Source organism: Microbacterium sp. P2_F9 (assembly GCF_056403635.1).
In genome coordinates, this window is sequence record NZ_JBFUFC010000127.1 from 1 (window position 1) to 10,997 (window position 10,997).

The window sequence follows — 10,997 nt, forward strand, 5'->3', positions numbered from 1 at the left end:
ACGTGCTCGTGCTGAGCGGCGACGTGCCCCTCCTCGAGGGCGACACCCTGGCCGGTCTCGTGGCGGCCCACCGCGCCGGCGCGGCCGCGGCCACCGTGCTCAGCGCCGATGTCGCCGACGCCACCGGCTACGGCCGCGTCATCCGCGACGCCGACGGCGCGGTGCAGCGCATCGTGGAGCAGAAGGATGCGACGGCGGACGAGGCATCCGTCTCCGAGATCAATGCGGGGGTTTACGTCTTCCAGGCGCCCGCGCTGCGCACGCACATCGCGCTCGTGGGCACGGCCAACGCGCAAGGGGAGCGGTACCTCACCGACGTCGTGGCGCTCCTGCGCGACGCGCGGCTGACCGTGGCGGCGTCGAGTGCTCCGGATGCCGCGACCGCCCTGGGCGTCAACGACCGGGTGCAGCTGGCCGAGGCCGCCCGCCTGCTGAATGCCCGCACCGTGCGGCGGTGGCAGCTCGCGGGAGCGACGATCCTCGATCCTGCGACGACCTGGATCGATGTGACCGCCACGCTCGCGCCCGACGTCACCGTGCTGCCCAACACGCACATCCTGCGCGCCACCGTCGTGGAAACCGGCGCCACCGTCGGACCGGACACGAGCCTCGTCGACTGCGAGGTGGGGGAGGACGCCACCGTCACCCGCACCGATGCGACCCTCGCCGTCATCGGCGCCGGCGCCAGCGTGGGCCCGTTCGCCTACCTCCGCCCAGGCACGGTGCTGGGGGTGAACGGCAAGATCGGCACATTCGTCGAGACGAAGAACTCGACGATCGGGGCACGCAGCAAGGTGCCGCACCTTTCGTACATCGGCGACACCACCATCGGCATCGGGGTCAACCTCGGCGCCGGCGCCATCACCGCGAACTACGACGATCTCACCAAGCACCGCACCGAGATCGGCGATGAGGTGCATGCCGGGTCGCACAACGTCTTCATCGCTCCCGTTAGGATCGGAGATGGCGCGAAAACCGGGGCCGGGGCGATCATCCGCAAGGATGTTCCTGCCGGCGCACTGGCGTACAGCGTCGCTCCTCAGCGCAATGTCGAGGGGTGGGTCGAGACCAGAAGACCGGGGACCGGCGCGGCCGAGGTCGCTGCCCGGGCTCGGTCCGCACAGAAGGCGGACGATGGCGCGCAAGAACAAGACGGTTGATCTGGACCGCGAGCACGACATCGCCCCCGGGCTGGTGGCCAAGACCAAGAAGCGTCTCGTCGTCGCCGAAGGCCGCTCGCACCCCACTCTCGCTGCGGATGTCGCGTCGTCGCTCGGCACGCAGCTCGTGCCGACCGAGTACCGCACCTTCGCCTCCGGAGAGATCCTGACCCGGTTCGAGGTGTCGATCCGCGGGTGCGACTTCTTCCTCATCCAGAGCTTCGGCCCGCCGGTGAACGAGTGGCTCATGGAGACGCTCATCATGCTGGACGCAGCCAAGCGCGCGTCGGCGAAGCGGATCACCGTGGTCGCCCCGTACTACCCGTACTCCCGCCAGGACAAGAAGAGCCGCGGCCGTGAGCCGATCAGCGCACGACTCGTCGCGGACCTGCTCAAGACCGCCGGCGCGGACCGGGTGATGAGTGTCGACCTCCACGCGGCCCAGATCCAGGGCTTCTTCGACGGTCCGGTGGATCACCTGTTCGCCAAGCCGGTGCTGCTGGAGTACTTCGAGCGGACGCTCAGCGCGGAGGACCGCGCCAAGCTCACGGTGGTCTCGCCCGACACCGGTCGCGTGCGCGTCGCCGACACCTGGTCGGACAGCCTCGGTGCGCCCCTTGCCATCATCCACAAGCGCCGCGATCCGAATGTCGCGAACCAGGTCACGGTCAACGAGATCGTCGGTCAGGTCGATGGCCGGGTGTGCCTGCTGGTGGACGACATGATCGACACCGGCGGCACGATTGTGAAGGCCGCCGAAGCGCTCAAGGCCAGCGGCGCAGAACGAGTGATCGTCGCGGCCACCCACGCGATCTTCTCGCACCCCGCCGTCGAGCGACTGCAGAGCGAGGCGATCGACGAAGTGGTCGTGACCGACACCGTCCCGATCCCCGAAGTCAAGCGCTTCCCGACCCTGACGATCCTCCCGATCGCGCCGCTGCTGGCGCGTGCGATCCGCGAAGTCTTCGAGGACGGCTCGGTCACCAGCATGTTCGACGGCGCCGCCTGACCCCACCGGAATCGCTGTGGCATAGCCTGACAGTGCACCCGCCGGACGGTGCACGAAGGGGTTCCGATGCCGACACCGCAGACCGAAGCCGAACTCGTCGTCGCTCGGCCGTTCGCGCTCGAGATCGATGAAGTCGTCGAGTCGCTCGCGGCTGACCGTGGCGGTCTGACGACCGCGGACGCGGCCAACCGGCTCACGCTGATCGGCCGCAACGAGCTTCCCGCGCCGAAGCAGAAGCCCGCCATCCTGCGGTTCCTCGCGCACTTCAACGACACCCTCATCTACATCCTGCTGGCCGCCGCGGTCATCAAGGCGCTGATGGGGGACTGGCTCGACTTCTGGGTCATCATGGCCGTCGCGATCATCAACTCCGCCATCGGCTTCATCCAGGAGGGTCGCGCAGAGAAGGCGCTGGCGGGCATCCGCGGCATGCTCTCGGCGGAGGCGAGCGCGCGGCGCGACGGGGGATGGGTCACCGTCCCGGCGGCGGAACTCGTGCCCGGCGACGTGGTCCGGCTGATGCCCGGCGACAAGGTCCCCGCCGATGTCCGGCTGCTGGAGGCGTTCCAGCTCCGCGTCGACGAATCGGCGCTCACCGGCGAGTCGGTGCCCTCGTCGAAGACCACCGAGCCGGCTCCGGTCGACGCCGGGGTGGGCGACCGCACATCGATGGCCTTCTCCGGCACGATCGTCTCGGCCGGGCAGGGGCGTGGCCTGGTCACCGGCACCGGCGTCGGCACCGAGATCGGCAAGATCCAGAGCCTCTCCGACGAGGCGGGGTCGCTCCAGACGCCGCTCACCCGGCAGCTCGACGACTTCGGGCGCATCCTGACGATCGTCATCCTGGCGATGGCGGCCTTCATGCTGCTGATCGGCAAGTTCCTGCACCAGATGCCCTTCGACGACCTGATCTCCGCCACGATCGGCTTCGCGGTCGCGGCGATCCCCGAGGGCCTGCCGGCGCTCGTGACGATCACGCTCGCGCTCGGCGTGCAGCAGATGGCCCGCCAGAACGCCATCACGCGCAAACTCCCCGCCGTCGAGACGCTCGGGTCGGTGACGACCGTCTGCTCCGACAAGACGGGCACGCTCACCAAGAACGAGATGACGGTGCGGCGCATCGTGACGCCGGTCGCGACGTACGACGTCACCGGGCTCGGCTATCAGCCCGACGGCGCGATCCAGCCGCTGGACGGCGCGGTCGCGGGCGGCGACCTCTCGGCGATCCTCGCGGTCGCGACGCTCTGCAACGACGCGCACATCGTGCCCGACCCAGCGACCGGCTCAGGAACCACCGGTTGGGCGCTCGTCGGCGAGCCCACCGAGGGTGCGCTCAAGGTGGTCGCGATGAAGGGCGGCGTCGACGGCGCCGGGAGCGGCCGGCTCGCCGTGCTGCCCTTCGATTCGGCGAACAAGTTCATGGCGACGCTCAACGGCGGCGCCGAGGGTTCCAGGGCGATCCTCGTCAAGGGCGCACCCGACCGGCTGCTGGAGCGCTCGATCGCGCAGCGCGGTGCGAGCGGTCCAGAGCCGCTCGACGTCGCCCGGTGGGATGGCGTCATCGACGAGCTCAGCGCGCAGGGACTGCGGGTGCTGGCGGCCGCCCGCCGCGCGGTCGGGGCGACGGTGGACGGCGTGACGGCGGACGACCTCCGGGACCTCGAGTTCCTGGGAGTCTGGGGCATCGTCGATCCGCCCCGGCCCGAGGCCATCGCCGCGATCGCGGACTGCCACGCCGCGGGGATCAGCGTCAAGATGATCACCGGCGACCACGCCGGCACGGCCCTCGCGATCGGTCGCGAGATGGGACTCGTGAGCGGCGATCACGTGCGCGTCCTCACCGGCCCGGAGCTCGAGGCGCTCAGCCAGGAGCAGCTCAAGGAGGTCGTGCGCGACGTCGACGTGTACGCGCGCACGAGCCCGGAGCACAAGATCCGCATCGTCCGGGCGCTGCAGTCCCACGACGAAGTCGTCGCCATGACCGGCGACGGCGTCAACGACGCACCCGCCCTCACGCGCGCCAACGTCGGCATCGCGATGGGCATCAAGGGCACTGAGGCCACGAAGGAGGCCGCCGAGGTCGTCCTCGCCGACGACAACTTCGCCACGATCCGCAGCGCGATCGCGGAGGGGCGCCGGATCTACGACAACCTGCGCAAGTCGGTCATCTTCCTGCTGCCGACGAACGGGGCTCAGTCCCTCGTCATCCTCATCGCCGTCCTGTTCGGGCTGACCCTGCCGCTCACCTCGGTGCAGGTGCTGTGGGTCAACATGGTGACCGCCATCACCCTGTCCCTCGCGCTGGCCTACGAACCCGCGGAGCGCGGCATCATGTCCCGGCCGCCCCGCAAGTCCGGCGGCTCCATCATCGATGGCCGCGAACTGGCGTTCGTGCTGCTCGTCTCGTTCGTCATCGGCGGTGCCGCGATGGGCGTGTTCTACTCGGTCGCCGCGACCGGCGTCGACGTGAACTATGCGCGGACCGAAGCCGTGCTGATGCTCGCACTCGGCCAGATGGCGTACCTGCTGAACTGCCGCTTCATGTCCCGTTCGTCCATCACGCTCGAGGTGCTCCGCGGCAACCGGACGGTCTGGCTGTCCGCGGGCGCGCTGCTCGTGCTGCAGGCGCTGTTCACCTACGTCCCGGTGATGAACACGCTGTTCGAGTCGCAGCCGCTCGCCCTCATCTCGTGGGTGCTCCCACTCGTCCTGTCCGTCGTCATCTTCTTCGTCGTCGAAGGGCTCAAGGCGCTCTTCCGGCGGTGACGCTCATAACCGATTCATAGGCGGAACCGGCCGATCCGGCTTCCCGCGCCCTCTAGCGTGGAGTGAGCACCTGCACCCCCCTGTACCGAGGAGAGCCCAGATGAACCCGCGCACCGTCGCCACCCGAGCCACGATCACCGCCGGAGCGGGGATCATCGGGCTGCTGTCGCTCGCCGGCTGCGCCGCCGATGCCCCCTCGACTGGGGACGCGGCACAGGGCGGCTCGGACACCTCGGCGCCGGCCTACGAGGACGGCACCTACACGGCTGATGGCACCTACTCGACGCCGGAATCGGTGGAGACCATCACGGTCACCGTGACGCTGGAGAGCGACATCATCACCGCGGTCGAGGTGACAGGCAATCCCTCCAAGCCGGAGTCGAAGGTCTACCAGGGCAAGTTCATCGGCGGCATCTCCGAGGAGGTCGTCGGGAAGGACATCGACGAGATCTCGGTGAGCCGCGTGGCCGGCTCCTCGCTCACGAGCAGCGGGTTCAACGCCGCGATCGAGACGATCAAGGACGACGCGGCGGGTTGACCGTGCCCGGTGCCGATGACCGTGCGCGGTGGCGTTTCGACGCGATCGGCACGGTGTGGGAGATCGAGACGGATGCCGCGCTCGGCGCCGGATTCCGCACCGAAGTCACCCGCCTCATCGTGGGCTTCGACGCGGAGTGGTCACGCTTCCGCGATGACTCGGTCGTCTCCCGGCTCGCGCGGCACGGCGGTGAGGTGCCCGCGCCGGCGGACGCCGCGATCATGCTCGAAACGTTTGCCGACCTCTCCCGCGCCACCGACGGTGCGGTCAACCCGCTCATCGGCGCCGCGCTCGAGCACCGCGGCTACGACCGCCGCTACTCCTTCGTCGATCGCGGCCCGCAGGCTGCGCCGGGCCAGTGGCAGCGGCTGCTGACCTGGACCGCTGACCGCCTGACGCTGTCCGAACCCGCCCTCATCGACGTCGGGGCGCTCGGCAAGGGCCGCCTCGTCGATCTCGTCATGGCCGCGGTCTCCGCCGTGACCGACGGCACCGTGACCGTCGACGCCGGCGGCGACCTCGCCGTCCGCGGAGCCGCACAGCGCATCGGGCTCGAGCATCCGTACGATCCGCGCCGCGCGATCGGCGTCATCGAGGTGACGGATGCCGCGCTCTGCGCGTCGGCGACCAACCGGCGTGCGTGGGGCGAGGGCCTGCATCACGTGCTGGACGCGCGCACCGGCGTTCCGGTGCGGACGATCGCCGCGACCTGGGCGGTCGCCGCCACGGCGATGCACGCCGACGCGATCGCAACAGCGCTGTTCTTCGAGGGCGGACCGGCGCTCGCCCACGCGTGGGGCGTGGAGTGGGTGCGGATGACAACGGACGGCCGCGTCGAGTGGTCGCCCGGGAGTACGGCAGAGTTGTTCGGGTGACCAGCTCTCTCACTGCCGCGTCCGCGCGCGGCCTCGACCTGCTCGGCCGGCTGTYGATGTACCGCCTCGTGGTGCTCTCCCTGGCGGGGCTCGCCGTGTTCGCGTTCGCGAGCTCGTTCTTCGGGCTGGTCGCACCCACGTGGCTCGAGCTCGTGGTCACGCTCGCGGTGCTGACGGGGGTGTGCATCGCGGTGGATGCCGCGGCCCAGGCGATGCTGAAGCTGCCATGGCGGCTGGAGTCCTCGCTCATCACCGCGCACATTCTGCTGTTCGTGCTGCGCCCCACCCTCGACCCGGCGGCCCTCGCGGGGATCGTGCTCGCCGCGGGCGCGGCATCCCTCTCCAAGTACGTCCTCGCGTGGCAGGGGCGGCACATCTTCAACCCTGCCGCCGTCGGCGCGACCGTGCTCACCGTCGTGGCGATCTGGGTGCCCGCGCTCGGGACGTCGTCGTGGTGGGTCGGCACGCCGGTCATGGCGGGACCCGTGATCGTGCTGGGATTCCTCGTGCTGTGGCGCACCGAGAAGCTCCGGGTCATCGGCGTGTTCCTGGTCGTCGCGGTCGCGGTCGCCCTGATCCGCACGTCGGCGCAGTATCAGGCTGCCGGGGTCGGGATCGAGACCCTCACGCTGTTCTGGCAGATCCTGTGGTCGTCGCCGTTCCTGTTCCTCGGCGCGTTCATGCTCTCCGAGCCGCTTACCCTCCCGCCGCGGCGCTGGCAGCAGTTCATCGTCGCGGGCGTCGTCGGGTTCTTCGCGGGCTGGCCGATCGACCTCGGGCCGATCAGTCTCGGGCAGGAGCGGGCGCTGCTGATCGGCAACGCCGTGGCGTTCGCGCTGTCGCTGCGGATCGCGGTGAAGCTCACGCTGCAGGACCGCACCGCGCTGACGCCCACCGTGCGCCAGCTCACCTTCCGCACCCGCCGGAAGCTCTCCTTCGTCCCCGGTCAGTACCTCGAGCTCGAGCTCCCGCATCACCACCCGGATGCGCGCGGCACCCGCCGCGAGTTCAGCATCGCCTCGGCGCCCGAGGACCTCCCGCTCGTCACGGTCGCCTTCCGCGAATCGGCCGGGTCGGCGACGAAGCCGCTCAGCTCGTTCAAGCGCGCGCTGGCGGAGGTCACCGCCGGCACGGACCTCGGTGTCACCGGGGTGTGGGGCGACTTCCTCCTCCCCGCCAAGACGACGAACCCCATCCTCATGGTCGCCGCCGGCATCGGGGTCACCCCGTTCGTGTCGCAGCTGCGCCACCTGCGCCTCACGGGGGAGGACCGCGACATCGTGCTGGTCTACGTCGCGTCGGATGCCTCGGAACTGGCGTTCCGCGATGAGATCGAGGCATCCGGAGTCCCGGTGATCGTCTTCACGCGGGATCAGCCCGCCGACCTGCCCCGGCACTGGCTGTGGGCGCGCGGAGTGCGACTCGATGCGGAGGGCCTGCTACGGGTCGTGCCGGACATCGCCGCCCGCCACGCCTACATCTCGGGCCCGTCCGGGCTCATCGCGGAGCTCGCCCCCGCGCTCGAAAAGGCACGGTCGATCACGACCGACGCCTTCTCGGGCTACTGAACCGGCGCTGCCGGAGGGTCCGCCGGGCGGGCGGGGAGGCGCACTTCGAAGACCGTGTCGCCTGGCTCGCTGCTCACCGAGATCGACCCGGAGTGCGCGTCCACGATGGCCCGGGCGATCGAGAGACCGAGACCGGTGCCGCCGGTCTTGCGGGCACGTGAGCGGTCGGCCCGCGAGAAGCGCTCGAACAGCTCGTCGCGCACGGCCGGATCGATGCCGGGGCCGTCGTCGCGCACGCGCAGGAGGGCATCGGTCCCGTCGCGCTCGACGCTCACGGTGACCGTGGTGCCGGCCGGCGTGTGGGTGGACGCGTTGGCCAGGAGGTTCGCGGCCACCTGATGCAGCCGGCCCGCGTCGCCCGCGATGACGACGGGCACTTCGCCGACGTCGAGCACCCAGGCGTGGTCGGGGCCGGCCGGCTGGGCGTCGCCCACCGCCTCGATCGCCAGGCGGGTGAGATCCACGGTGCCGTACACGAGCTCCTGCCCTTCGTCCAGGCGGGCGAGCAGCAGCAGGTCTTCGACCAGCGTCGTCATGCGCAGCGACTGCGCCTGGATGCGCTCCAGCGACTGCTCGGTCGGATCCTCGGCGACAGGGGCCGCGTCATCCGAGATGCCCTCCGCGTCGCGGGCCATCCGCAGGCCGCGCAGCGACAGCTCCGAGTAACCGCGGATCGAGGCGAGAGGCGTGCGCAGCTCATGGCTGGCGTCGGCGACGAACCGCCGCATCCGCTCCTCGTTGTGCTGGCGGGCATCCAGTGACGCGTCCACATGGTCGAGCAGGGTGTTGAGGGCATGGCCGACCCGCCCGATCTCCGTGCGGGGGTCGGCCTCGGCATCCGGAACGCGCTCGGTGATCGAGACCGCACCGGCGGCCATCGGCACGTTCGCGACCCTCGTCGCCGTCTCTGCGACCGCGCGCAGCGGCCGCAGCCCGGCGCGGACGATGAGGGCGATCGCGATCGCGAGCACCAGCAGGCCGACGGCCGAGATCCCGAGCACCGCCGCGAAGATCTTCGCGATCGTGGACTGGACCTCGCTGAGCGGCATGCCGACGATCGCGACGTAATTCTGCAGCTGGTACGCGTAGACCCGGTACTCGCCGATGCCGTCGACCGAGATCGAGCTGGAGCCCGGGTGCGTCACGTCACCCACCACGTCGGAGACCTGCTCCGCGGTGAGCTCCTCGACGGTGCCGTCCGAGCCGACCACCGCGCCGTTGGTGAGGCCGCTGCCTGAACTCAGGACGAGCATGACGCCGGGCTCCTGGCGCCCCGCGCTGAGCACGTCGTATGCCGTGACCGTGCGGCCCGCGGTCGACGGGTGTCCCTGCAGGCTCAGCAGCACCTGAGCGGTCTCCTGGGCCCGCTCGCTGACCTTGGCGGTGAGGTTGTCCTGCAGGATCTGCCCGAGGAAGGCGCTGATCGCGACGGCGATGCCGACGACGATGAGCGCCACGATGCCGATGATCGTGACCATCAACCGCGCCTGCAGGCTCCACGCCCGGCGCGTTGCGGTGCTCATGGTGCCGTCGCTCACTGGGGTGTTTTGATCATGTAGCCGACGCCGCGCACGGTGTGGATGAGCGGTTCGCGACCCTGGTCGATCTTCTTGCGGAGGTACGAGATGTACAGCTCGACGACGCTGGAGCGCCCGCCGAAGTCGTAGTTCCACACGCGGTCGAGGATCTGGGTCTTCGAGACCACGCGGCGCTGGTTGCGCATGAGGTAGCGCAGCAGCTCGAACTCGGTCGCGGTGAGTTCGATCTGGTCGCCGGCGCGCTCGACCTCGTGGCTGTCCTCGTTGAGCGAGAGGTCGCCGACGCGCAGGATCGGCTCGGCCTCGGCAGCCATCGCGGTGCCGGCCCGGCGCATCAGCCCGCGGAGGCGAGCGACCACCTCTTCGAGGCTGAACGGCTTGGTCACGTAGTCGTCGCCGCCGGCGGTGAGGCCGGCGACACGGTCGCCCACGGAGTCCTTCGCGGTCAGGAACAGTACCGGCACGTCGTTGCCGGACTGGCGGAGCCGGTGCAGCACGGCCATGCCGTCGAGGTCGGGCATCATGATGTCGAGCACCATGACGTCCGGATCGAAGTCGCGCGCCGACTGCAGCGCCTKGAATCCGGATGCCGCGGCCCGGACATCCCAGCCCTCCATGCGGAGCGCCATCGAGAGCAGATCGGTGAGCATCTGCTCGTCGTCGACGACGAGCACACGCAGCGGCGAGCCGTCCGGACGGGTCAAGGCGTGGGTGGGGGAAGTCACGGTCATGACCTCATCTTGGACCCGTTCCTATGGACTTGCTATGGAGCGCGCTATGCGTCATCTGTGAATCGTCAGACGGATGCCTCGTGCCTCATCGCCCATTCATAGGCGGCCCTGAAGATGCGCATCGAACCGCTTCCTAGCCTCGTCGACGACGGCAGGCCCACCGCCCGCCGGAAGGAGATCCATGTACTGGACGTATCTGCGGCGCGAACTCGTCGGCCGCAAGAAGCAGACGATCATCGTCGCGGCGGGACTCGCCATCGCGATCGCCCTCGTCATCATCGTCAACGCCCTGTCGGCCGGAGTGCGCGACGCGCAGGCACAGGCGCTCGAGTCGGTCTACGGAGTCGGCACCGACCTCACCGTGACCGGCGCGATGGCCGAGCCCGGTGCCGACGGCGGAGGCAGGCAGTTCGACTTCGGCGAGGACGGCGGCGAGACCGCGGACGACGGCACGACCTCGCTCAGCCAGTCCCGCCTCTTCGCCGACCGCATGCGCGGCACCCTCGACGCCTCGACCGTCGACACGGTGGCCGGTGTGGACGGCGTGGCCGCGGCATCCGGCGCTCTCAGTCTGACGAACACGACCTTCTCGGGCGAGCTCCCGCAGCGGCCCACCGATAGCACCGACGGTCAGCCCACTCAGGGCGATCGGGGCGCGCAAGGCGGTCCGCAGGGCGGCTTCGGCGGCGGCTCGTTCGACGTCGACGCGTTCACCGTGCTCGGCATCGATCCGTCCGCCTCCGCCGTGGGACCCCTGTCGGCGGTCACCGTGAGCGATGGCCGCACGCTGACCTCCGACGACGCCGGAGCGG

At 70.1% G+C, this 10,997-nt stretch carries 8 protein-coding genes and 1 pseudogene; 7 read left to right on the plus strand and 2 right to left on the minus strand.

Features of this window, described 5'->3' with window-relative positions:
• The 6 genes from glmU to AC1DVT_RS13410 all read left to right on the plus strand — a co-directional run.
• Nucleotides 1-1,160, plus strand: a 1,160-nt coding sequence (glmU, locus tag AC1DVT_RS13385; RefSeq protein ID WP_477389548.1) for a bifunctional UDP-N-acetylglucosamine diphosphorylase/glucosamine-1-phosphate N-acetyltransferase GlmU, incomplete at its 5' end; no start/stop codon positions are given.
• Nucleotides 1,135-2,169, plus strand: a complete 1,035-nt coding sequence (locus tag AC1DVT_RS13390) for a ribose-phosphate diphosphokinase (protein WP_457101537.1) — start codon at nt 1,135-1,137, stop codon at nt 2,167-2,169. The genes glmU and AC1DVT_RS13390, both read left to right, overlap by 26 nt.
• Before the next feature lie 66 nt (nt 2,170-2,235).
• On the plus strand, nt 2,236-4,935 hold the full coding sequence (locus AC1DVT_RS13395; RefSeq protein ID WP_477389550.1) for an HAD-IC family P-type ATPase: 2,700 nt from the start codon (nt 2,236-2,238) through the stop codon (nt 4,933-4,935).
• 100 nt (nt 4,936-5,035) lie between these two features.
• A complete protein-coding gene (locus AC1DVT_RS13400; RefSeq protein ID WP_457101539.1) occupies nt 5,036-5,473 on the plus strand; it encodes an FMN-binding protein in 438 nt (145 codons plus the stop codon).
• Nucleotides 5,470-6,348: an FAD:protein FMN transferase gene (locus AC1DVT_RS13405; protein WP_477389552.1), complete on the plus strand. Its 879-nt coding sequence runs from the start codon at nt 5,470-5,472 to the stop codon at nt 6,346-6,348. The genes AC1DVT_RS13400 and AC1DVT_RS13405 overlap by 4 nt, the downstream gene beginning before the upstream one ends.
• On the plus strand, nt 6,345-7,916 hold the full coding sequence (locus AC1DVT_RS13410) for an FAD-dependent oxidoreductase (protein ID WP_477389553.1): 1,572 nt from the start codon (nt 6,345-6,347) through the stop codon (nt 7,914-7,916). The genes AC1DVT_RS13405 and AC1DVT_RS13410 overlap by 4 nt, the downstream gene beginning before the upstream one ends.
• Here the strand turns inward: AC1DVT_RS13410 and AC1DVT_RS13415 are convergent.
• Both AC1DVT_RS13415 and AC1DVT_RS13420 read right to left on the minus strand, forming a co-directional pair.
• Nucleotides 7,910-9,439 (minus strand): sensor histidine kinase, encoded by a 1,530-nt coding sequence (locus AC1DVT_RS13415; RefSeq protein ID WP_477389554.1) that lies wholly within the window; start codon nt 9,437-9,439, stop codon nt 7,910-7,912. The two genes, AC1DVT_RS13410 and AC1DVT_RS13415, sit on opposite strands and share 7 nt — an antisense overlap.
• Before the next feature lie 11 nt (nt 9,440-9,450).
• Entirely contained in the window at nt 9,451-10,185 is a 735-nt protein-coding gene (locus tag AC1DVT_RS13420; protein ID WP_477389555.1) for a response regulator transcription factor, read from the minus strand.
• 181 nt (nt 10,186-10,366) lie between these two features.
• Here AC1DVT_RS13420 and AC1DVT_RS13425 point away from each other — a divergent pair.
• Nucleotides 10,367-10,997: pseudogene (locus AC1DVT_RS13425) on the plus strand (ABC transporter permease); the annotation flags it as partial.